Origin of the sequence: Achromobacter deleyi, assembly GCF_016127315.1 — a bacterium.
Lineage (GTDB): Bacteria > Pseudomonadota > Gammaproteobacteria > Burkholderiales > Burkholderiaceae_B > Achromobacter > Achromobacter insuavis_A.
The window spans coordinates 5,241,543-5,264,219 of sequence record NZ_CP065997.1; the positions used below are offsets into that span (position 1 = coordinate 5,241,543).

Genomic DNA, 22,677 nt, shown 5'->3' on the forward strand with positions numbered 1-22,677 from the left:
TCAGGTTTTTTCGCCGTATTGCGTCTTCTTCTTGATTCCGTGGGGCATGGGGCCTATCGAGAGCGGATCAGGAGCAGAAGCTGTGGTTCACAAGAAAATGGGACAAGGCGCGCCGGTGGGTGCGCGCCTGACGATGGCCGCGATGGCGGCATTGCTGGCGTTCGGCCCGGGGATGGCCAGCGCCCAGATGACGGCGCCCGTCGTCATCGACATGCCGGCGCAGTCGCTCGACCAGGCGCTCAAGCGGCTGGCCGAGACGCATGGGCTGCAGATCTTCTATGCGCCCCAGACCGTGGCCGGCATGCAGGCGCCGGCGCTGTCCGGATCCATGACGCCGCAACAGGCGCTGGCCGCGCTGCTGCAGGGCAAGCCGCTGCGGTTGCGGCAGGAGGGCACGGCCACCATCATCGAACCCGAGGCCGCCGCCAGCGGCGCCACCGTGCTGGCGCCGATCGAGGTCAGCGCCTCGCGCACGGCCAGCAACCTGGTCAGCCCGGTGCAGCAGACCATCGTGCTGGAGCGCGACGCCTTGCAGGAACTGCGCACCGGCTCGGACAGCCTGGCCACCGTGCTGGCCAAGACCGTGCCGGGCATGGCCGATTCCAGCCGCACCATGACCGACTACGGCCAGACGCTGCGCGGACGCGGCGTGCTGGTGCTGGTGGACGGCATTCCGCTGAACACCAACCGTGATTCATCGCGCAACCTGGCCAACGTCGACCCGGCCACCATCGAGCGCGTCGAGGTGCTGCGCGGCAGCAGCTCGATCTACGGCGCCGGGGCCACCGGCGGCATCGTCTCGATCACCACGCGGCCGGCCGGCGGCGAACCGGTGGCCGAGACCACCGTGACCGCCGTCAGCCCCCTGAGCCGGCTGAGCGGCGACGGCCTGGGCGGGCAGCTGCAGCAGCATTTCGCCGGCAGCCAGGGCATGCTGGACTACGCGCTGGACCTGGGCGCGCGCCACAACGGCGCCTCGTACGACGCGCGCGGCCGCCGCATCGCGCCCGAGCCCAGCCAGGGCGACCTGTTCGATTCGAACATCTACAGCCTGGGCGGCAAGCTCGGGCTGCGGCTGGATGACAAGCAGCGCCTGCAGCTGTCGGCCAGCTACTACAACGCCGACCAGAACTCCAATTACACCTCCGATCCCTCGGTCGGCCGGCTGCCGCCCGGCACGGCGCGCGCGCTGCCGCTGAGCGGCCTGGACCTGGCGGACCAGAACCAGATCCGCAACACGCTGGTGAACCTGGAATACCAGCACCTGGACCTGCTGGGCAGCAAGGTCACGGCGCAGATGTACTACCGCGACTACTACACGCGCTTCACGCCGTTCGACGCGCGCGCGGTGGTCACGCGCGGCGGCAACGTCGATCAGGTCATGCAGAACAGCAAGGTGTTCGGCAGCCGTCTCACCATCGACACGCCGCTGGGCGAGCAATCGAAGCTGCTGTGGGGCATGGACTTCAACCAGGAACGCAGCGACATGCCGATCGACGTGTTCGACGCGGCCGCCTACGACGCCAGCGGCGGCCGGGTGTTCCGCAAGACCGGCCGCCTGACCTACATGCCCGAGCTGACCTCGCGCAGCACCGGCATCTTCGGCCAGCTGGAACACCGCTTCAACGAGCAATGGTCGGTGCAGGGCGGGGCGCGCTATGAGTACGCCACGGCGCGCTTCGGCGACTTCGTGCCGCTGTCGCAGTCGCGGGTGGCGGCGCCGGCCTCGGTGCAGGGCGGCTCGGTCAGCTACGACGCCTTCCTGTTCAACGCCGGCCTGACCTATGCGCCGATCCGCGGCCAGGAGCTGTACGCCAACTTCAGCCAGGGCTTCCAGCTGCCGGACATCGGCGTGCAGATGCGCAACGCGCGGCCGGGCTTCGATATCGGCTCGTCGGACCTGCAGCCGGTCAAGACCAACAACTACGAGCTGGGCTGGCGCGGCGGGGTGGGTAACACGACCGCGTCGCTGGCGCTGTTCTACACCACCTCCAAGCTGGGCGACGTGCAGAGCTTCAACAACGGCCTGATCCTGACCCGCACCGAAGAGCGCATCCACGGCATCGAGGCGACGGTGGACTACCTGACCGACGACGAGAAGTGGGGCACGGGCGGCACGTTCACGTGGATGAAGGGGCGCGAACGGCCCGACAACGGCCCATGGCGCGACATGACCGGCTACCGCATCCCGCCGCTCAAGCTCACGGCGTACCTGCAGTACCGCCCGAACGAGCGCTGGAACAACCGCATCCAGGCCAACTACTTCGGCGGCAAGGACTACCGGCTGGACGGCGTCGAAGGCTTTGGCCGTCGCGATGTCGGCAGCTACTTCACGGTGGACCTGATGAGCCGCTACCAGGTCACGCCGAAGGACACGCTGATCGTCGGGGTCGAGAACCTGTTCAACCGGGACTATTACCCGCTCTACAGCCAGCTGATGCGCACCAGCACCAATACCAGCCGCCTGCCGGCCCCGGGCACGGTGCTGACCCTGACGTACCAGCATCGCTGGTAGGCGTCGACGGCCCTGGCGCGGCGCTCAGCGCCAGGGCTGCCAGTCCACCTCCAGGTTCTCGCACAACCAGGCGCAAAAACCCGCGGCCAGCGCATGGTGGCTGTCGCGGTGCACCAGCCAGCGCCAGGTCGGGCCGCGCACGGTCTGCGGCGTCATCGGCGCGAGCAGTCCTTCCGCGCAGGCGCGCTGCGCCAGCAGCGCCGCCACCAGGCCGATGCCCAGCCCCTGGCTCGCGGCGTCCAGCAACTGCCCCGGATCCGAGAAGTTCAGGCCGCTGTCACGCTGGCCCACATCGGCGCCGCCCTGCATGCGCCAATAGCTCCAGTCCATCTCGCGCTCGCCATGCAGCGTGGTGCGTTGCGCCGGATCGGTCGCCAGCAGGCGCGGATGGCAGGCGGCGAACAGCCGGTCCTCGCACAGCAAGCGGAAATCGCAATCGGCCTGCGGGCCGATATCGTCGCGCAGCGCGATATCGATGGTCTGCGTGGCCATGTCCGGCGCCGGGTCGCTGGTGTAGAGCCACAGGTCGACCTCGGGATGGCGCGCGTGGAACGTGTGCAGGCGCGGCACCAGCCAATGGCGCGCGAACGCCGGGCTGGTGTTGACGATCAGCTGGTTCGGCTTGCGGTACTGGTCCAGGCGGCGGATGCCCGTCGCCAGTTGCAGCAGCATCGCCTGGGTGGTGCCGAGCAGGTCGGCGCCGGCGTCGGTGAGCGTCACGCTGCGTCCCTGGCGCAGGAACAGCGGTTGTTCCAGGTAGGTTTCCAGGCTGCGGATCTGCTGGCTGATGGCCGACTGAGTCAGGTGCAGCTCGTCAGCAGCCTTGTGGAAACTGCCCAGGCGGGCGGCGGCCTCGAAGCCGCGCAACACGTTCAGCGGGGGCCATTGTTTGAGCATATTGATAAGTAAATCTAATCAGATGTCCGCTAAATATATCGCTTGTTGGCGGTGTCCGGCGCGCTCTACGATGCATTCATGGGTCGCAGGCCCGATTTTCCCCTCGTTTTCACACTGATTGGATTTGCTTATGTTTACCCGCCGCCTTTTCGTCAAACAGCTTTCCGCGCTCGCCGCGGGCCGGGCGCTTGCCGCCGCCGGCTTCGGGTTGGCCGCGGGCCCCGCGCGGGCGGGCGCCGGCGGACAGTGGCGCATGCCCGACGAAGCCGATCGGCAGGCCCGCGCCTTCATCGCCTTCGGCGCGCAGCCGGCGATCTGGAAGGACTTCACGCCCGATGTGCAGGCCGCGCAGGGACGCATCGCGCGCGCCATCGCGCGCTACCAGCCCGTCACCGTGTTCTGCCGCGAGGCCGAGACGGCGCTGGCCCGGCGCCACTGCGGCGACGCCAACGTCACCTATCTGGCGGCCGAGCTCGACGACATCTGGATGCGCGACATCGGCGCCAACTTCCTGGTGACCGGGCAGGGCGGCCTGACCGCGATGGATTTCAATTTCAACGGCTGGGGCGACAAGCAGCAACACCAGGCCGATGCCTTGCTGGCCGAACGGGTGGCCAAGGTGGCTGGCGCGCGCCACGTGCGCAGCGAGCTGGTGGGCGAGGGCGGCGGCATCGAGGTGGACGGCCGCGGCACCGGCATCATGACCGAAAGCTGCTGGGTCAACGACAACCGCAATCCGGGCTGGAGCCGCGCCGAGGTCGAGGAAGAGTTGAAGTTCTGCCTGGGGCTGCGCAAGATCATCTGGCTGCCGGGCATCAAGGGCAAGGACATCACCGACGCCCACGTCGACTTCTACGCCCGCTTCGCGCGGCCCGGCGTGGTGGTCGCCAACCTGGAGGAAGATCCGGATTCGCACGACTACGACCTGACGCGCGCGCACCTGGAGATCCTGCGGTCCGCCACCGACGCCGACGGCAACCGGCTGCAGCTGCACACGCTGTCGCCGCCGCGCCGTCCCCGGGCCAGCGTCTACCAGGAAGACAACGACGATTTCGCCGCCGGCTACATCAACTACTTCGTCATCAACGGCGCCGTGATCGCGCCCGAGTTCGGCGATGCCCGCGCCGATGGCAAGGCGCGCGACCTGCTGCGCGCCTTGTATCCCGGCCGCGACGTGGTGCAGCTGGACATCGACGCGATTGCTTCGGGCGGCGGCGGGATCCACTGCGTGACGCATCAGTTGCCGGCGGTTTGAAACGCCTTCGCCACCGCGCGGCCGCTACACAACTCGCGGTTGTTAATTTCCGACTTTTAATTCATTTGGATTTCGCCGCTTTGGGCCTAGATTGTGGGTTCCGCCGCCACCTGTTCTGGCGGCCAGCCTGGAGGCCCTTGCGCCATGAGCTACGACACCGCCGAAGCCGCCGTTACCGAACGGATCCTGCCTGCCATCCTGGAGCAGGCGCGCGCCGCGGCGCTGGGCCAGCATCTTCCCTACGCGGGCGGCGTCGCGCCCGCCGACGCCTGGACGCTGGCGCAGAACGGCGACGCGGTGCTGGTGGACGTGCGCTCGGCGGAAGAACGCAAATTCGTCGGCCACATCCCCGGCACGGTGCATGTGCCCTGGGCCACCGGCACCAGCCTGACCCGCAACCCGCGTTTCGTGCGCGAACTGGAGGCCAAGGTGGCCAGCGCCGGCGGCAAGGACGCCGTGGTGCTGCTGCTGTGCCGCAGCGGCAAGCGCTCGGCGCTGGCCGCGGAGGCGGCCGCCAAGGCGGGCTTCGCGGCGGTCTTCAATGTCTTCGAAGGCTTCGAGGGCGAGCTCGACGCCAACCAGCACCGCGGCCTGAGCGATGGCTGGCGCCATCGCGGCCTGCCCTGGGTGCAGGACTGACATGGCGGCCTTCGATCTGGAGGGCGTGGTGCGCGCCCTGGACGGCATCCGCGCCCAATGGCGCACCTCGCAACAGCGCGCCCGCGAGCCAGGCGAACGCGAGTTTCCGTCGCGCGAAGCGCTGGCCGACATCTTCGACAAGTTCAAGCGCGCGCTTTTCCCCATGCGCCTGGGGCCGGTGGACATGCGCCACGAAAGCGAGAATTTCTACGTCGGCTACACGCTGGACGCGGCCCTGCGCAGCCTGCTGGAACAGGCGCGGCTGGAGCTGCGGCGTCACGCGCCCGCCGACGCCGGCGTCGATGAACACGCCGCCGCGATCGTGCGCCGGTTCGCCGCCGCGCTCCCGGACGTGCGGCGGCTGCTCGACAGCGACGTGCTGGCGGCCTATCACGGCGATCCGGCGGCGCGCAGCGTGGACGAGGTGCTGCTCTGCTATCCCGGCATCCACGCCCTGATCCACCATCGCCTGGCGCACCAGCTGTACCTGCTGGACCTGCCGCTGCTGGCGCGCATCGCGGCCGAGATCGCCCATGGCGAAACCGGCATCGACATCCACCCCGGCGCCCAGATCGGCCCGGGCTGCTTCATCGACCATGGCACCGGCGTCGTCATCGGCGAGACCGCCCGCATCGGCCGCGGCGTGCGCATCTACCAGGCGGTGACGCTGGGCGCCAAGCGCTTCACCACCGACGCCGACGGCAACCTGGAAAAAGGCCTGGCGCGCCATCCGATCGTGGAAGACGAGGTCGTCATCTACGCCGGCGCCACCATCCTGGGCCGCGTGACGCTGGGCCGCGGCGCAGTGATCGGCGGCAACGTCTGGATCACCAGCGACGTGGCGCCCGGCGCCACCGTCACGCAGGCCGGCCCGCGCAGCACGCCGCAGGCCGACGCCGGCCAGGCGCGCCAGCGCGAGCGCGCCGCCTGACCGCTATTTCCCCAGGGGCTTCGGCCCTTTCTTTTTGTCTGTGTTGTTTGCGTGTTTGTTCACTTCGGAGATTTCAATGAGTGCCACCGTAGGCGGGACCGTCGCATTGGGCGACAACGGCGCAAGGCAGTTGGCCAATGCGACCAAGACCGTACCCCAACTTGCCACCATCAGCCCGCGCTGGCTGACGCATTTGCTGCAATGGGCGCCGGTCGAAGCGGGCATCTACCGCCTGAACAAGGTCAAGAATCCCGAAAACATCAAGGTGACGTGCACCGCGCGCGAAGCCGAGAACCAGCTGCCGCGCACCTTCGTCGAGTACGAGGAGCAGCCGCGCGAGTATTTCCTGAACGCCGTCAGCACCGTGCTGGATGTGCACACCCGCATCTCCGACCTCTACAGCAGCCCGCACGACCAGATCAAGGAACAGCTGCGCCTGACCATCGAGACCATCAAGGAAAACCAGGAAAGCGAACTCATCAACAATCCCGATTACGGCCTGTTGTCGCAGGTGACGGAGGAGCAGCGCATCTTCCCGCTGACCGGCGCGCCCACGCCCGACGACCTGGATGAGCTGCTGACCAAGGTCTGGAAGGAGCCAGCTTTCTTCCTGACGCATCCGCTGGCCATCGCCGCCTTCGGCCGCGAAGCCACGCGGCGCGGCACGCCGCCGCCGACGGTCAGCCTGTTCGGCTCGCAGTTCATCACCTGGCGCGGCATTCCCCTGATTCCGTCCAACAAGGTGCCGGTGGCCGATGGCAAGACCAAGATCCTGCTGCTGCGCGTGGGCGACAAGCGCCAGGGCGTGGTCGGCCTGTACCAGCCGGGCCTGCCGGGCGAACAGAGCCCGGGCCTGTCGGTGCGTTTCATGGGAATCAACAACCATGCCATCGCGTCCTACCTGATCTCGCTGTACTGCTCGCTGGCGCTGCTGGCCGACGACGCGCTGGCGGTGCTCGACGATGTCGAGATCGGCAAGTACCACGACTATCCCGACACCTACAAATAGGCCGCACGATGGCTGTCGCCGATTCCTCTCCAAGCTTCGCCGCCCTGGCCGGCGGCGTGCCGGGCGCGCCGGAAGCGCCCATCGATCCGGACGTGCTGGCGCGTCTGGCCAATGCCTTCTTCACGGCGTTGCCGGGACGGCCGGCGCCAGCCGACCTGCCGGCGGCGGTCCCGCCCGGGGTGCAGGCTCCGGTCAACGTCGCGCCGCCCGGCTCGCCGCTGGTCAGCCCCGCGGGACTGGGCCCGGGCGTGCCCGGCACGCCGATCCCGCAGGGGCTGGCGCCGGGCGCCAACCTGGCGCCAGCCTCGCCAGCGCCCTTGCCCTCGCTGGCGCACCGCGCGCCGGCGCTGCTGCCGCACGCCCAGGCGGGCAACGGCCTGCCCGACAACGTGGTGACGGCGGTGCCGGCCTACGAGCCGCGCTTCGGCGCGGGCGCCACCGGGATCGCGCCCGGTGCAGCGACGGCCCGGCCCGACGCCGGGGCAGGGAAGTCCATCCCCTACTATTTCCTGGAGGACGGGCAGGGTCATCCGGCGCGGCCGGGCACGGTGCTGGGCGCCACGGCGGTCAGCGACGACCTGGCCGGGCTGGCCGTGCCCGCCCAGGCCGCCACTCCCGCGGCGCCGGCCCCGCCGGCGGCGGCCGCGGCCTCGCCGGACCCGCGCTATTACTTCGTCGACGCGGTGGTGCTGCCCAGCGGCTACGTCACGCCCGCGCATCCCCAGGCGCGGACCGCGCCGCATGCCGGCGCCGATGCCCATCCGCCGTTCGACGTGCACGCGGTGCGGCGCGACTTCCCCGTGCTGCGGGAACGCGTCAACGGCCGCCCGCTGGTGTGGTTCGACAATGCCGCCACCACCCACAAGCCGCAGAGCGTGATCGACCGGATCGCGTATTTCTACGCCCACGAGAACTCCAACATCCATCGCGCCGCGCACGAGCTGGCGGCGCGCGCCACCGACGCCTACGAGGGCGCGCGCGAGCGGGTCCGGCGCTTCATCAACGCGCCCGACGTCAACGAGGTGATCTTCGTGCGCGGCACCACCGAGGCCATCAACCTGGTGGCCAAGAGCTGGGGCGCGCAGCACGTGGGCGAGGGCGACGAGATCATCGTCTCCAACCTCGAGCACCACGCCAACATCGTGCCCTGGCAGCAGCTGGCCGCGGCCAAGGGCGCGCGGTTGCGCGTGATTCCGGTGGACGACAGCGGTCAGATCCTGCTGGATGAATACCAGAAGCTGCTCAACGACCGCACCCGCATCGTCGCGGTGACCCAGGTGTCGAACGCGCTCGGCACCGTCACGCCGGTCGCTCGCATCATCGAGCTGGCGCACCGGGCCGGCGCCCGCGTGCTGGTGGACGGCGCGCAGTCGGTGTCGCACCTGCGGGTGGACGTGCAGGCGCTGGGCGCGGACTTCTTCGTGTTTTCCGGCCACAAGATCTTCGGGCCCACCGGCATCGGCGTGGTCTGGGGCCGGCGCGAGGTGCTCGAAGACATGCCGCCCTGGCAAGGCGGCGGCAACATGATCGCCGACGTGACCTTCGAAAAGACGGTGTTCCAGCCCATACCCAACAAGTTCGAGGCCGGCACCGGCAATATCGCCGATGCGGTCGGGCTGGGCGCGGCGCTGGACTACGTGACGCGCCTGGGCATCGAGAACATCGGCCGCTACGAGCATGACCTGCTGGTCCATGGCATGCGCGGGCTGGGCGCCATCCCGGGCGTACGGCTGATCGGCACGGCGGCGGACAAGGCCAGCGTCATGTCCTTCGTGCTGGACGGCTACAGCACCGAGGAGGTCGGCCAGGCGTTGAACGAGGAGGGCATCGCGGTGCGCACCGGGCACCATTGCGCCCAGCCGATCCTGCGCCGCTTCGGGGTGGAAACCACGGTGCGGCCATCGCTGGCGTTCTACAACACCTACGAGGAGATCGACCGCCTGCTGGACGTGGTGCAACGGCTGGCGTCGGTCCGCCGCGGCGGCTGAGCGCGGACCCGCCCGGACGGCGCGGCATGGGGCGCGGGGCGGGGCCGTGCGCGTGTTCTAATACGCGTTTTACGAGCCCTTGAACCCTGACACGGTTCCCCTGCCTCATGTTGCGCCTGACCGAAATCATCCTGCCCCTGTCGACCTCCCAGGACGACATCGACGACACCCTGCGCGACGCGGCCTGTAGCCGCCTGGGCATCGCCCCGCAAGCCTTGCTCGCGCTCACCATCTTTCGCCGAAGCTACGACGCCCGCAAGCGCAGCGCGATCACGCTGACCTATTCCATCGATGTCGAAGTGGCCGACGAGGCCGCCGTCCTCAAGCGGCTCGCGGGCCTGCGCACCGTCGCGCCCACGCCCCCCATGGAATACCAGTACGTCGGCCAGGCGCCGGCGGACCTGCCCGAAGGCAGCCGCCCGGTGGTGATCGGCTTCGGCCCGTGCGGCCTGTTCGCCGCGCTGATCCTGGCGCAGATGGGTTTCCGGCCGATCATCCTGGAACGCGGCCGGGTGGTGCGCGAACGCACCAAGGACACCTGGGGGCTGTGGCGCAAGAACACCCTGCAGCCCGAGTCGAACGTGCAGTTCGGCGAGGGCGGGGCGGGCACGTTCTCCGACGGCAAGCTCTCGACCCAGGTCAAGGACCCCAAGCACTACGGCCGCAAGGTGCTGCAGGAGTTCGTCGCCGCCGATGCGCCGCCAGAGATCCTGTACGTCAGCAAGCCGCACATCGGCACCTTCCGCCTGGTGAAGATGATCGAGCAGATGCGCGCGCAGATCGCTTCCCTGGGCGGCGAGTTCCGCTTCGAGAGCCGCGTCGACGACATCGAGATCGAGGACGGCCGGGTGCGCGGCGTGCGCCTGGCGGGCGGGGAATTCATCGCCGCCAGCCACGTGGTGCTGGCGGTGGGCCACAGCGCCCGCGACACCTTCCGCATGCTGCATGCGCGCGGCGTGTTCATGGAACCCAAGCCGTTCTCGCTGGGATTCCGGATCGAACATCCGCAATCCGTGATCGACCGGGCCCGCTTCGGCCCCAGCGCCGGCCATCCGGTGCTGGGCGCGGCCGACTACAAGCTGGTGCATCACGCCGGCAACGGCCGCGCGGTCTACAGCTTCTGCATGTGCCCGGGCGGCACCGTGGTGGCGGCCGCCTCGGAGCCGGGCGGCGTGGTCACCAACGGCATGAGCCAGTACTCGCGCAACGAACGCAATGCCAACGCCGGGATCGTAGTGGGCATCGAGCCCAAGGACTTCCCCGGCATCGAGCAGTCGCCCCTGGCCGGGCTCGACTTCCAGCGTCACTGGGAGGCGCGCGCCTACGAGCTGGGCGGCGGCGACTACAGCGCGCCGGCGCAACTGGTGGGCGACTTCCTCGCCGGCCGGCCCTCGACCGCGCTGGGCAGCGTCACGCCGTCGTACAAGCCGGGCGTCACGCTGACCGACCTGTCGTCCAGCCTGCCGGACTACGCGATTGCCGCCATCCGCGAGGCGCTGCCGGCGTTCGAGCGCCAGATCAAGGGTTTCTCGATGCATGACGCGGTGCTCACCGGGGTCGAGACCCGCACCTCATCGCCACTGCGCATCACGCGCCGCGACGACTTCCAGAGCATGAACACCGACGGCCTGTTCCCGGCGGGCGAGGGCGCAGGCTACGCCGGCGGCATCATGTCCGCCGCCATCGACGGCATGAAGGTGGCCGAAGCCGTCGCGCTGCACGCGCTGGGCAAACCCGGCATCACCGGCGGCAACCGCCGCGGCGCCAGCGACGATTATTGATCCGCGCCCGGGCCGTCGGCGCCCCGGCAGCGCACAGAACCACTTCCGGGACTGTTTGACCGGCGGGCAGACGCCACGGCGGTGGTCGCGCCTGTCCGTTCGCCGGGAATAGTTGTTATATTATTGCGCTGATCTCCGGCACCTCCAGATGGCATCCATGCGATACCGCGACTGCCCCTCCTGTTGACGTCCTTGCGCCTGACGCGGCCCGCGCGCGGGATTCGCAAGGCGTCGTCATGCATCCCGGAGGAAGTTGCCATGCCGTCATTGTTCGATGCCCTCGCAGTCGCGGGCCGTCGCCGCCGCACCGCCCGCGCCACGCTCGCCGCGGGGCTCGCGCTGACACTCGCCGCGCTCTGCCTGCCCGCGCAGGCGGCCGAGAAATTCAAGGTGGTGACGACGTTCACCGTCATCGCGGACATGGCGCGCAACGTGGCTGGCGATGCCGCCACGGTCGAGTCCGTGACCCGGCCCGGGGCCGAAATCCATGAATACCAGCCGACGCCCGGAGACTTGGCGCGGGCCCAGGGCGCGCAATTGATCCTCTGGAACGGGCTGAACCTGGAGCAATGGTTCGAGCGCTTTTTCCATCGGCTCAAGAACGTGCCCGGCGTCGTGGTGACGCGCGGCATCGAACCAATCGGCATCGGCGACGGCCCCTATGAGGGTAAGCCCAACCCGCATGCCTGGATGTCGCCCGCCAACGCGCTGATCTACGTGGACAACATCCGCGATGCGCTGGTCCGGTACGACCCGGCCAACGCCGAAACCTACCGCGCCAACGCGGCGGCCTACAAGGCGCGCATCCAGGAGGCGATCGGCCCCTTGCACCAGCGCCTGCGGGCCATTCCCCCCGAGCGGCGCTGGCTGGCGACCAGCGAGGGCGCGTTCAGCTATCTGGCGCGGGATCTCGACCTGCGCGAGCTGTATCTCTGGCCGATCAACGCCGATCAACAGGGCACGCCGCAGCAGGTGCGCCGCGTGGTGGACCTGATGAAGGCCAACCGCGTCCCGGCGATCTTCAGCGAAAGCACGGTGTCCGCCAATCCCGCCCGCCAGGTCGCGCAGGAGACCGGCGCCCGCTACGGCGGCGTGCTGTATGTCGATTCGCTCAGCGGCCCCAGCGGGCCGGTGCCGACCTATCTGGACCTGTTGCGCGTCACCACCGAGACCATCGCCAAGGGGCTGGAGCCGTGAGGGCGCCGGAAGGCGAGGGCGGCGCCGCGCCCGGCATCCAGGTGGACGATGCCACCGTCGTCTATCGCAATGGCCATGTCGCGTTGCGCAACGCCAGCTTCGACACGCCGGCCGGCACCATCACGGCGCTGGTGGGCCTGAACGGCAGCGGCAAGTCGACGCTGTTCAAGGCCATCATGGGGATCGTGCGGCTGGCGCGCGGCCAGGTCACCGTGCTCGGCCTGCCGGCGCGCGCCGCGCTGCGCCGCAAGTGGATCGCCTACGTGCCGCAGAGCGAAGAGGTCGATTGGGACTTCCCGCTGCTGGTCGAGGATGTCGTGATGATGGGCCGCTACGGCCACATGGGCTGGCTGCGCCGGCCGCGCCCGGCGGACCGCCAGGCCGTGGATCTGGCCTTGACGCGGGTCGGCATGGATGCCTTGCGCCGCCGGCAGATCGGCGAACTCTCGGGCGGTCAGCGCAAGCGTGTGTTCCTGGCCCGCGCGCTGGCGCAGGATGCCCGCGTCATCCTGCTGGACGAACCCTTCACCGGCGTCGACGTCACCACCGAGGACGTGATCATCGCGCTGCTGGGCCAGTTGCGCGACGAAGGGCGCGTGATCCTGGTGTCCACCCACAACCTGGGCAGCGTGCCCGAGTTCTGCGACCGCGCGGTGCTCATCAAGCGCGAGGTGCTGGCCTTCGGTCCGATGGCCCAGGTGTTCACCCGCGCCAACCTGCAGGCCACGTTCGGCGGCATGCTGCGGCATTTCCTGCTGCCCGACACGGACGACCAGCCCGGCCGGGACGTGGGCATCTTCTCCGACGACGAGCGTCCGCTGGTGTTCTACGGCGACGTGGCGACAGCGCGGGAATCGCGCGACGGACACGGAGAAGCGGACCATGCTTGACTGGCTCACCGAACCGTTCGGCTACGGCTACATGATCAACGCCATCTGGGTGTCCGCGGTCGTCGGGGCGCTCTGCGGCTTCCTGTCCGCCTACCTCATGCTCAAGGGCTGGTCGCTGGTCGGCGACGCGCTGGCGCATGCCATCGTGCCGGGCGTGGCGGGCGCCTACCTGCTCGGCCTGTCCTTCTCGGCGGGCGCGTTTGTCTCGGGGTTGCTGGCCGCCGGCGCCATGCTGCTGCTGAACCAGCGCACCCGGCTGAAAGAGGACGTCGTCATCGGCGTCGTGTTCTCCGCCTTCTTCGGCCTGGGCTTGTTCATGGTCTCGCTGTCCACGGCATCGGTCAGCATCCAGACCATCATCCTGGGCAACATCCTGGCGATCACCCCGGCCGACACGGTACAACTGCTGGCCATCGGCGGCGTGTCGCTGCTGGTGCTGCTGTTGCGCTGGAAGGCCCTGATGATCACGCTCTTCGACGCGCATCATGCGCGCTCGGTGGGCATCGATCCCGCGCTCACCAAGGGGTTGTTCTTCGTCCTGCTGGCGGCCTGCACGGTCGCGGCCATGCAGACGGTAGGAGGGCTGCTGGTGGTGGCCATGGTCATCACGCCCGGCGCCACCGCCTACCTGCTGACGGACCGGTTCGGCCGCCTGCTGGCCATCAGCGTCGCGCTGGGCGCGGCCAGCAGCGGCGTCGGGGCCTACCTGAGCTACTTCCTGGATGGCGCCACCGGCGGGGTCATCGTGGTGCTGCAGGCCCTGGCGTTCCTGCTCGCCCTTGTCTGCGCGCCCAAGCACGGGTTGCTGGCCGCGCGCCGGCGCATCAAGGCGGCGAGGGCCGACGCATGACTATCCTGGAATCCCTTTTCCTGCCGCTGCAGTTCGATTTCATGCGCGAGGCCCTGCTGATCGCCGTCGTGGTGGCGGTGCCGACGGCGATCCTCTCGTGCCTGCTGGTCCTGAAGGGCCTGGCGCTGATGGGCGATGCCATTTCCCACGCGGTGCTGCCGGGCGTGGTGCTCGCCTACGTCGCCGGGATTCCGCTGGAGATCGGCGCGGTCGTGGCCGGCCTGGTCTGCGCCCTGGGGACCGGCTTCATCCGGGCGCACAGCCGCCTCAAGCAGGACACGATCATGGGCGTGGTGTTCTCGAGCCTGTTCGGGCTGGGGGTGGTGCTGCACGTCGCGGTCAAATCCGATCTGCACCTGAACCACATCCTGTTTGGCGACCTGCTGGGCGCGAACCCGCGCGATCTGCTCCAGAGCGGTGTCATCGCGCTGCTGGTGGTCGCCGTCATCGGCCTGAAGTGGCGCGACTTCCTGCTGCACGCGTTCGATCCCGGGCAGGCGCGCGTGGTCGGGCTGCCCGTCCGCGGCTTGCACTACGGCCTGTTGATCCTGCTTTCGCTGACCGTCGTGGGCGCGCTCAAGGCGGTCGGCATCATCCTGGTGATCGGGCTGCTGATCGGCCCGGGCGCGATCGCCTTCCTGCTCACGCGGCGTTTCAGCGCCATGCTGTGGGTCGCGGTCGCCGTGTCGCTCGCGGCCTGCCTGGCCGGGACCTACCTCAGCTTCTTCCTCGACAGCGCGCCGGCCCCGACCATCGTCGTGGTGTTGGCCGCCGTGTTCATCCTGGCGCTGATCGGCACCCGCGGGCAAGGCGCGCGGGGCGGGCATCAGCCGCATCCGGGTTGACGCGCCGCGTCTGGCCCGGCATCCAGCAGCGGACGCCGGGCCAGACGGTTCGAGGACATTTATTGCGTCGACCCTGTCGATGTGCACCCGGCTCGTTCGTCGTAGTGCCAGGGGTCCTCCCGATCCCCTCTCCAGGAGAACGGCATGCGCAAACTCATCGTTTCCCTCTTCACCAGCCTGGACGGCGTGGTGCAGGCCCCCGGCGGGCCGAATGAAGACCCGTCCGGCGGCTTCCGGCTGGGCGGCTGGACCGTGCCCTATGCCGACGACGCCATCGGCAGGCACGTGCGCGACCTGATGGCGGCGCCGTTCGAACTGCTGCTGGGCCGGCGCACCTACGACATCTTCGCGGGCTACTGGCCCCACGTGCCGGCCGGCTCGGGCAGCCGCCCGCTGACGGACCGCCTGAACAGCGCGCCCAAGCACGTGGCCACGCACCGGCCCGACGGCCTGTCCTGGCAGGGCAGCCGGGCGCTGTCCGGCGACCTGGCCGAGGCGGTGCGCGCGCTCAAGCGCCAGGGCGGGGCGGATCTGCTGACGTTCGGCAGCGGCGACATGGTGCGCCAGCTGCTGGCGGCGGATCTGGTGGACGATCTGTCCCTGTTGGTCTATCCGGTCATGCTGGGGACCGGCAAGCGCGTGTTCGGCGACGATGCGCAGGCGCGCGCCTTCACGCTGGAGCGGGTCGACGCCACGCCGGGCGGCGTGCTGGTCAGCCGCTATCTGCGCGGCGGCGAGGTGCGCACGGGGTCGTTCGAAGACGGCGAATGAACCGCCGCCATCGGGCCGCGCCTCAGTGCGATGACACGTAGCTCGACGCGGCGAAGGCCGGCGGCACGGCGAACTCGGCCTTCATGCGCTTCACTTCCTCGACCGGGCTGCGGCCGAAGACGCGCTTGAACTCGCGGCTGAACTGCGACGGGCTGTCGTAGCCGACCGCCGCGCTGGCCGCCGCGGCGGTGAGCCCGTTGCGCACCATCAGCAGCCGCGCCTGGTGCAGGCGGGTGGACTTCAGGTACTGCATCGGCGAGGTCTGCGTGACCGCCTTGAAGTGCACGTGGAACGCCGGCACGCTCATGCCGGCCTCGCGCGCCAGCTGGTCGACGTCCAGGTCCTGCGGGTAGGCCGCATGGATGCGCCGCAGCGCCCGCGTCACCTTGCCGAAATGCCCCTGCATGGACAGGGCCGCGCGCATCGACGGGCCCTGGTCGCCGGTCAGGATCTGGAAGTAGATCTCGCGCACCAGCGACGGGCCAAGGATCCGCGCTTCCATCGGGCGGCTCATCGCCTCGAGGAACCGCAGCACCGACTCGGACAGGCGCGGACTCATCGGGCTGGACATCATGCCCTTGGGCTCGGCCGCCGCGACGCCGCCCAGCTGGTCGATCTGCAGCATCAGATCGGCCGCCAGCTTGAAATCCAGGTGCATGTAGACGGCCAAGAGCGGCTCCTGCTCGCTGGCGTCGGTTTCCATCGTGAAGGGCACGGGCACCGAGACCACCAGGCAGTGGCGCGCATCGTAAAGATAGGTGGCGCCGCCGAAGTGGCCGCGCTTGCGGCCCTGGCACACGATCACGATGCCGGGGTCGTACAGCACCGGCACGGACTTCAGCGGTCGGTTCGAGCGCAGCAGGCGCACGTCCGGCAGCGCCGTCAGGTTGTAGCCCTCGTCGGGCGCCAGCGCCTGCAGCAGGGCGACCGTGCGCTGGCGCACCCGCGCCTGCGGATCGTCCGCCTGCGGGCCATCGCAAGCCAGGGGATCACCGGAAACCGGCGGCGGCGGGGGGACGGCACTTTTCTTGGTCTGCCTGGAAATTGCCATTTCAATATTTTTAGGCAATGAACAAAGACTCAATGCCATGGATGCCTGGGTACTGCAATTTTATTATGCAATCCATGCCGGCGATACCCCGAGCCGGCGCCATCCCCTCTGTAAAGGCAGACACCATGATCCACGTATACAACCCCGCCGACGGCGCGCTGGTCGGCCAGGCGCCCGAGCTGACCGGCGCCGAAGTGCAGGCGGCCATCGACCGCGCCTGCGCCGCCTTTCCCGCCTGGTCGCGCAGGCTGGCCCGCGAACGCGGCGACCTGCTGCGCCGCTGGTTCGAGCTGATGCGGGCCGACAAGCGCGCCTTCGCCGAGCTCATGGTCCAGGAAAACGGCAAGTGCCTGGCCGAAGCGCTGGGCGAGATCGACTACGGCCTGGGCTTCATCGAGTGGTACGCGGAAGAGGCCAAGCGGGTCTACGGCGACACCATCCCCTCGCACGCCGCCCACGCCGAAGTGCTGGTGTTCAAGGAGCCCGCCGGCCCGACCGCGGCCATCACGCCCTGGAACTTCCCGTTCATGATGATCGCCCGCAAGATCGCCACCGCGCTGGCGGCGGGTTGCACCATGATCATCAAGCCGTCCGAACTGACGCCGCTGACGGCCTACAGGATGCTCGACTACGCGCGCCAGGCCGGCATCCCGGCCGGCGTCTTCGAGATGGTGACCGGCGACCCCAAGGACATCGGCGAACGCTTCACCGGCGATCCACGCATCCGCAAGCTCTCGTTCACCGGCTCGACCGCCGTGGGCAAGCTGCTGGCCTCGGCCTGCGGCAACGACCTGAAGAAAATGACGCTGGAACTGGGCGGCAACGCGCCGTTCATCGTGTTCGACGACGCCGATATCGAAGAAGCCGCCACCCAGCTGGTCACGGCCAAGCTGCGCAACTCGGGCCAGGTCTGCATCTCGCCCAACCGCGTCTACGTGCACGACGCCATCCATGACCGCTTCGTCGCGGCGGTGGCCGGGAAGGTAGCGCGGATCCGCGTCGACCAGGGCATGCAGGAGGAATTCGTGGTGGGGCCGCTGATCAACGCCGCAGGCGTGGACAAGGTGGCGCAACTGGTGGACGACGCGACGCGGCAGGGCGCCCAGGCCGTGCTGGGAGGCCGGCGCCATGCCCGCGGCGGCAACTTCTACGAGCCGACCGTGCTGACCGAAGTGGACGACACGATGCGCATCGCCCGCACCGAGATCTTCGGGCCGGTGTTCGCGATCTACCGCTTCGGCGACGAGGACGAGGTGGTGCGGCGCGCCAATGACTCCGAATACGGCCTGGTGGCGTACGTGTTCACCCGCGACCTGGCGCGTTCGCTGCGCCTGGCGCGGCGCATCGAGGCCGGCATGGTGATCCTCAATTCCGGCTCGGTCGGCACCGCGTCGGTGCCGTTCGGCGGCATCAAGCACTCGGGTTACGGGCGCGAAGGCAGCTACTACGGCATCGAGGAGTACGTCGAGGTCAAGTACGTGCTGGCGGCCGGCCTGGACCGCTGACGCGCGCCCTTGGGCATGTCGATGCCGGCACGCGGGGCGGCCCCCCCCCCCCGGCGGGAGTAAAGTGTCGTCCACGCATGACGCCATCGAACCCCAAGGAGCCCCTGTGGCGACGGACAAGATCTTCTGGAAGGATGCCTACCTGACGCGCCTGGACACCACCGTCGCCGCGGTGGCCGGCGACGACATCCGCCTGGACGCGACGATTTTCTTCGCCTTTTCCGGCGGCCAGGAAAGCGATGCCGGCACGATCGGCGGCTGTCCGGTGCTGGCGGCGAGAAAGGAAGGCCTGGACATTGTCTACACGCTGGCCCCGGGGCACGGCCTGTCCGCCGGCGACGCCGTCGCCGTCCAGATCGACTGGGACCGCCGCTACGGCCTGATGCGCCATCATTTCGCGGCCGAGATGGTGCTGCAGCTGGTCTACCGGCTCGAACCGGGCATCGAAAAGGTCGGCGCGCACATCGCGCCGGCCAAGGCGCGCATCGACTTCGCCCGCGCCGGCAACATCGCCGACCTGTTCGAGCGCCTGAGCGCCGAGACGGATGCGCTCGTCGCCGCCGCCAGGCCCATCGTCACCGCGTTCTCCGACGAGGCCAACCAGCGCCGCTACTGGGAGGTCGAGGGCTTTTCGCGGATGGGCTGTGGCGGCACCCATCCGCGCACCACGCGCGAGATCGGGCCGCTGCACCTGAAGCGCAGGAACCAGGGCAATGGCGTCGAGCGCATCGAGATCACGCTCGACCCCGCGGCGCCGGCCGCCTAGCGGGGGCCGCGCGCGGGAAGCCGGCCGCGGCGCCGCCCATCCCGCGTCCGCTCATTCCGCCTTCATGTTGGCGCTCTTGACGATCCCGCCCAGCCGCTTGTCCTCGGCGGCGATGAAGCTGCCGAACTTCTCCACCGAGCCCGGAATCGCCTCGTAGCCTGCATCCACCAGTTGCTGGCGGACCTTGGGCGTGGCCATGACGTCGGCGATGGCCTGGTTCATCGCCTTGATGAGGTCCGGCGGCGTGCCCTTGGGCGCATACATGCCGCCCCAGTGGGTGATGTTGATCTGGGCGAAGCCCTGTTCCGCGGTGGTGGGCGTGTCGGGCAGCAGCGGCGAGCGGTGATCCGCCGTGGCCGCCAGCGCCCGCACGCGGCCGGAAGCGATGTAGTTGCGCACCGACACGGCCGCCTCCGAGGCGGCGTCGACCTGGCCGCCCATCAGCGCGGTGGAACTCTCCGAGCCGCTCTTGTAGGGCACGACCGTGACCGGCACCTTGAGCGCCTGGCCCAGCATTTCCGCGACGAAATGGCCGGTGCTGCCGGTGCCGGCGGTGGCGAACAGGATGGGGCGCTTTTCCTTGGCCGCCTGTTGCTGCCAGTCCTTGAGCGAGTGGATCTTGCTGTTGGCGCTGACGACGATGACCGACGAGGACTCGAACAGCAGCCCGACCGGCACCAGGTCGCTGTCCTCATAGGGCATCTTGCTGCGCAGCAGCTTGTTGGTGATGGCGCCATTGCCGGCCACCAAAAACGTGTAGCCGTCGGCCGGCGCCTTGGCCACCATGTCCGAGCCGATGATGCCGCCCGCGCCGGGGCGGTTGTCGATGATGACGGGCTGCTTGAGATGGTCGGACAGCCCGGTGGCGAAGATCCGCGTCATGTTGTCGAGCTGGCCGCCGGCCGAGAACGGCACGACCAGGCGCACCGGCTTCTCGGGCCAGGCGCCAGCCTGGGCCGCGGACGCCGTCATCAGGCCCGTCGCGAGCGCGAGGGCATACAGGGGATACTTGAGTCGGTCGAACTTCATGTTGTCTCCTTGGTAGGGCGTGAGGCGTTGCCTCATCTTTATGGTTGTGAAGCGTGCTGCGAATCCTCCAGGGCCTGGCGCAGGACCGCGGGCAGGATGCCCCCGGCACGCCAGATCTCCATCTCGTGCGCGTTGTCCAGGCGGCAAAGCAGGGCCAGCGTGCGCGGCGCGACGGCGCCGCGGATCACGCAGGTGGCCGAGCCCTGTGGCGCCAGGTCGGCCGCAATCTCGAGGTCGAACGTCTCGCTGCCGTCCAGGCCCAGCGTCAGGCGCGTGACGCCGGCCGGCAGCTGCAGCGGCAGGACGCCCATGTTCACCAGGTTGGAACGGTGGATGCGCTCGAAGCTCTCGGCGATCACCGCGCGCACGCCCAGCAGCCGCGTGCCTTTCGCGGCCCAGTCGCGCGACGAGCCGTTGCCGTAGTCCTTGCCCGCCACCACCACCACCGGCACGCCGGCGTCGCGATAGCGCATGGCCACGTCGTAGATCGGCTCGACCGCGCCGTCGGGCTGGTGGCGGGTGAGGCCGGCCGGGCCCTGCGGCAGCAGTTCGTTGACCAGGGTCGGCTGGGCAAAGGTGGCGCGCATCATCACGCGGTGGTTGCCGCGCCGCGCCAGGTAGGTGTGCAGCGCGTCGGCCGACACGCCCAGCGACAGCAGGTAGCGCCCGGCGCTCGACTCGGGCGGGATCTCGTTGGCGGGCGAGATATGGTCGGTGGTCACCGAGTCGCCCAGGATGAGCAGGGCGCGCGCGCCCTCGATGCGCACGCTGCCGGTCTGCGGCGGCACGTCCAGATAGGGCGGCCGGCGCAGGTAGAGGCTGTCGGCGTCCCACGGATAGCACGCGCCGCCGCCGCCGGGCAGGGCCTGCCAGGCCGGGTCGCCCTCGAACACGTCGCGGTAGCGTTCGGTGAACATCACGGGCCGCACGTAGTCGGCCACCACGGCGTCGATCTCGGCGTCGCTGGGCCACAGGTCCGCCAGCATCACCGCCGTGCCATCGGCGCGCCAGCCGACCGCTTCGCGCTGCAGGTCGCGCATGACCGTGCCGGCCAGCGCGTAGGCCACCACCATCGGCGGCGACACCAGGTAGTTGGCGCGCGCCAGCGGATGGACGCGGCCGGGGAAATTGCGGTTGCCCGACAGCACCGCCGCCACGCGCGGCGAGCCGTCGGCGATGCGCTGTTCCACCGCCGGCGAGAGCGAACCCGACAGGCCGGCACAGGTGGCGCAGCCGTAGCCGGCGGTGTGAAAGCCCACCGCGTCCAGCGCGGCCTGCAGCCCGCTGGCGCGCAGGTAGTCGGTCACCACCCGCGAGCCAGGCGTGAACGAGGTCTTGGTCCAAGCCGCCGGCCGCAGCCCCAGCGCCCGCGCCTTGCGCGCCAGCAGCCCGGCGGCCACCAGCAGGCGCGGGTTGGAGGTGTTGGTGCAACTGGTGATCGCCGCCAGCACCACCGCGCCCTGCGGCAGGTCGGCATGTTCATGGCGGGGCAGGGCCGCGGTGGCCTTGGCGAAGGTCAGCGGCACTTCCTCCAGCGCCATGCGGTCCTGCGGCCGGCTGGGGCCGGCGGCTACGCGGGTGAACTGCGCCAGGTCGACCTCGACCAGCCGGCTGTAGCCGGGACGCTCCGGGGTGCGCCAGAGCCCGGCGGCCTGCGCATAGCGCCGCACGCGCGCGATGTGCGCCGCGCCGCGCCCCGTGCGCGCCAGATAGGCCAGGGTTTCCTCGTCGACCGGAAAGTAGGCGCAGGTCGAGCCGTATTCGGGCGCCATGTTCGCCAGCGTGGCGCGATCTTCCAGCGACAGCACGCCGTCCAGCGCCTCGCCGGTGAACTCGACGAACTGCGCCACCACCTTGGCCTCGCGCAGGACGCGGGTCAGGTTGAGCACCAGGTCGGTGGCGGTGATGCCCGGCGCGGGCCGGTTGAACAGGCGCACGCCGATGACCTCGGGCGCGCGCAGCACCAGCGCGTCGCCCAGCATCGCGGCCTCGGCCTCGATGCCGCCGACGCCCCAGCCCAGCACGCCCAGGGCGTTGACCATGGTGGTGTGGCTGTCGGTGCCGACCAGGGTGTCGGGACAGGTCACCGCCATGCCTTGCGCGGTGCGCCGGGTGGTCGCCACCTCGGCCAGGTATTCGATGTTGATCTGGTGCAGGATGCCCTTGCCGGGCGGCACCAGGCGCAGATTGTCGAACGCGCCCTGGGCCCACTTCAAGAAAGTGTAGCGCTCGCGGTTCTGGCGGTATTCGCGCGCCTCGTTGGCCTGGCGCGCGCCGGCGTGGCCGCCTTCCTCGGCGATCAGCGAATGATCGACGATCAGGTCGGTGGGGATCAGCGGATTGATGCGGCGCGGGTCGCCGCCGCGCGCCTGCAGCGCATCGCGCATGGCGGCCAGGTCGATCAGGCTGGGGATGCCGCTGACGTCCTGCGCCAGCACCCGCGTCGGATGCAGCCAGACATCGGCCGGCGTGTCCGGCGCTGGCGCGTCGGGATGATAGGCCTGCAACAGGGCCAGCGCATGCGGCCGGTGGCCGTGGATGGCGCTTTCATGCCGCAACGCGTTCTCGATCAGCACGCGCGCCACGTAGGGCAGGCGGCCGGCCTGCAGGCCGTGCTCGGCGGCGAACGCCGGCACGCTGAAATGGCGGCCATATTCCGCGTCCGGATCGTAGGCCTGCAGATAGGGATCTTGCTCGGGGGGCTGCACGATACGTTTGTCTCCGTTCCGTTGTCGCCGGGTCGGCGCCCGGCTGTCTT

The 22,677-nt window shown here is 69.5% G+C and carries 18 protein-coding genes; 14 read left to right on the forward strand and 4 right to left on the reverse strand.

From position 1 onward, the window contains the following. The first annotated feature begins 97 nt into the window (after positions 1–97). Complete coding sequence (locus I6I07_RS23580) at positions 98–2,515, forward strand: TonB-dependent siderophore receptor (RefSeq protein WP_420094596.1); 2,418 nt, start codon at positions 98–100, stop codon at positions 2,513–2,515. Between the two features lie 24 nt (positions 2,516–2,539). Here the strand turns inward: I6I07_RS23580 and I6I07_RS23585 are convergent, their stop codons facing one another. Then, positions 2,540–3,412, reverse strand: coding sequence for a LysR family transcriptional regulator (locus I6I07_RS23585; RefSeq protein WP_198483949.1), 873 nt, complete (start codon positions 3,410–3,412; stop codon positions 2,540–2,542). A gap of 130 nt (positions 3,413–3,542) precedes the next feature. On the opposite strand from I6I07_RS23585, the gene I6I07_RS23590 reads away from it, so the two are divergent. The 11 genes from I6I07_RS23590 (at position 3,543) to I6I07_RS23640 (ending at position 15,568) form a co-directional block, all read left to right on the forward strand. Continuing rightward, positions 3,543–4,667, forward strand: a complete 1,125-nt coding sequence (locus I6I07_RS23590) for an agmatine deiminase family protein (RefSeq protein WP_198483950.1) — start codon at positions 3,543–3,545, stop codon at positions 4,665–4,667. 144 nt (positions 4,668–4,811) lie between these two features. Further along, positions 4,812–5,306 carry a rhodanese-like domain-containing protein gene (locus tag I6I07_RS23595; protein ID WP_198483951.1) on the forward strand — a complete coding sequence of 165 codons (495 nt, stop codon included), beginning with the start codon at positions 4,812–4,814 and terminating at the stop codon, positions 5,304–5,306. A gap of 1 nt (position 5,307) precedes the next feature. Continuing rightward, the gene (gene epsC / locus I6I07_RS23600; RefSeq protein WP_054488103.1) at positions 5,308–6,237 is read left to right on the forward strand and encodes a serine O-acetyltransferase EpsC; all 930 of its coding nucleotides are present in this window, start codon (positions 5,308–5,310) and stop codon (positions 6,235–6,237) included. A 76-nt stretch (positions 6,238–6,313) separates the two neighbouring features. Continuing rightward, on the forward strand, positions 6,314–7,246 hold the full coding sequence (locus I6I07_RS23605) for a family 2A encapsulin nanocompartment shell protein (RefSeq protein ID WP_043775745.1): 933 nt from the start codon (positions 6,314–6,316) through the stop codon (positions 7,244–7,246). Positions 7,247–7,254: 8 nt separating this feature from the next. Next, positions 7,255–9,234 carry a family 2A encapsulin nanocompartment cargo protein cysteine desulfurase gene (locus I6I07_RS23610; RefSeq protein WP_198483952.1) on the forward strand — a complete coding sequence of 660 codons (1,980 nt, stop codon included), beginning with the start codon at positions 7,255–7,257 and terminating at the stop codon, positions 9,232–9,234. A gap of 107 nt (positions 9,235–9,341) precedes the next feature. Then, the gene (locus I6I07_RS23615; RefSeq protein ID WP_198483953.1) at positions 9,342–11,015 is read left to right on the forward strand and encodes an NAD(P)/FAD-dependent oxidoreductase; all 1,674 of its coding nucleotides are present in this window, start codon (positions 9,342–9,344) and stop codon (positions 11,013–11,015) included. 258 nt (positions 11,016–11,273) lie between these two features. Next, positions 11,274–12,212: a metal ABC transporter substrate-binding protein gene (locus I6I07_RS23620; protein WP_198483954.1), complete on the forward strand. Its 939-nt coding sequence runs from the start codon at positions 11,274–11,276 to the stop codon at positions 12,210–12,212. After that, positions 12,209–13,102, forward strand: coding sequence for a manganese/iron ABC transporter ATP-binding protein (locus I6I07_RS23625; protein ID WP_198483955.1), 894 nt, complete (start codon positions 12,209–12,211; stop codon positions 13,100–13,102). Before I6I07_RS23620 ends, I6I07_RS23625 begins: the two co-directional genes overlap by 4 nt. Continuing rightward, complete coding sequence (locus tag I6I07_RS23630; RefSeq protein WP_198483956.1) at positions 13,095–13,952, forward strand: metal ABC transporter permease; 858 nt, start codon at positions 13,095–13,097, stop codon at positions 13,950–13,952. Before I6I07_RS23625 ends, I6I07_RS23630 begins: the two co-directional genes overlap by 8 nt. Beyond that, positions 13,949–14,797, forward strand: a complete 849-nt coding sequence (locus I6I07_RS23635; RefSeq protein WP_198483957.1) for a metal ABC transporter permease — start codon at positions 13,949–13,951, stop codon at positions 14,795–14,797. The genes I6I07_RS23630 and I6I07_RS23635 overlap by 4 nt, the downstream gene beginning before the upstream one ends. 144 nt (positions 14,798–14,941) lie before the next feature. Next, entirely contained in the window at positions 14,942–15,568 is a 627-nt protein-coding gene (locus tag I6I07_RS23640) for a dihydrofolate reductase family protein (RefSeq protein ID WP_198483958.1), read from the forward strand. Positions 15,569–15,590: 22 nt separating this feature from the next. On the opposite strand, the gene I6I07_RS23645 is transcribed toward I6I07_RS23640, so the two are convergent. Then, complete coding sequence (locus I6I07_RS23645) at positions 15,591–16,619, reverse strand: AraC family transcriptional regulator (protein ID WP_232625706.1); 1,029 nt, start codon at positions 16,617–16,619, stop codon at positions 15,591–15,593. Between the two features lie 125 nt (positions 16,620–16,744). Between I6I07_RS23645 and I6I07_RS23650 the strand changes: the two genes are divergently transcribed. Both I6I07_RS23650 and I6I07_RS23655 read left to right on the forward strand, forming a co-directional pair. Continuing rightward, on the forward strand, positions 16,745–18,124 hold the full coding sequence (locus I6I07_RS23650) for an NAD-dependent succinate-semialdehyde dehydrogenase (protein ID WP_198483959.1): 1,380 nt from the start codon (positions 16,745–16,747) through the stop codon (positions 18,122–18,124). Positions 18,125–18,230: 106 nt separating this feature from the next. Continuing rightward, positions 18,231–18,890, forward strand: a complete 660-nt coding sequence (locus I6I07_RS23655; RefSeq protein WP_198483960.1) for an alanyl-tRNA editing protein — start codon at positions 18,231–18,233, stop codon at positions 18,888–18,890. Positions 18,891–18,941: 51 nt separating this feature from the next. Here the strand turns inward: I6I07_RS23655 and I6I07_RS23660 are convergent, their stop codons facing one another. Together I6I07_RS23660 and acnA are read right to left on the reverse strand one after the other, a co-directional pair. Beyond that, positions 18,942–19,919: a Bug family tripartite tricarboxylate transporter substrate binding protein gene (locus I6I07_RS23660; protein WP_198483961.1), complete on the reverse strand. Its 978-nt coding sequence runs from the start codon at positions 19,917–19,919 to the stop codon at positions 18,942–18,944. A gap of 38 nt (positions 19,920–19,957) precedes the next feature. Then, the gene (gene acnA / locus I6I07_RS23665; protein WP_198483962.1) at positions 19,958–22,627 is read right to left on the reverse strand and encodes an aconitate hydratase AcnA; all 2,670 of its coding nucleotides are present in this window, start codon (positions 22,625–22,627) and stop codon (positions 19,958–19,960) included. Between the last annotated feature and the right edge of the window lie 50 nt (positions 22,628–22,677).